Below are 562 nucleotides of genomic sequence, written 5' to 3' on the forward strand. Positions count from 1 at the left end.
CCTATGTATTTTACAGCTCATGGTCAATCTTGGTTAGTCATTGGGGGCCAAAGAAAATCTGACGAGCGGGGGACCTTGTATTTATACCAAGCAGACCCAGAAAACCTAGACCAGTGGACTTACCACAGTGAATTACCGATTCCGCAAGCAGACTCTGCCTATATGTTTGAATGTCCAAATATTAACCAAGTAGATGGCAAAGTCTTTGTCACTTTCTGTCCGCAAGGAATTGACCAAGACCAATTAACCTATCAAAATATTTACCCTAACGCTTATCTAGTGGCGGATGCTTTTACTGCAGTGGGCAAATTAGAAAACCCTGGTCAACTAGAAAACTTAGATTACGGTTTTGATGTGTATGCCAGTCAACTGATCAATGCGCCTGATGGGCGAGTGCTAGGCGTTTCCTGGTTAGGTCTACCGGAAATTGATTATCCAACGGACCAATATGGTTACCAAGGTGCCTTAAGCTTAATCAAAGAATTTCGCATTCAAGATGGTCATTTATACCAATACCCAGTAGCTGAGACCTTGGCCTTAAGACAAGCGCCACAAGCCCTTT

At 43.2% G+C, this 562-nt stretch carries 1 pseudogene; it reads left to right on the plus strand.

The features are described from left to right. A pseudogene (locus ACRCJ0_RS18865) lies at positions 1-562 on the plus strand (sucrose-6-phosphate hydrolase); the annotation flags it as partial.

The sequence above is a fragment of the Aerococcus sp. L_32 genome (assembly GCF_050689315.1).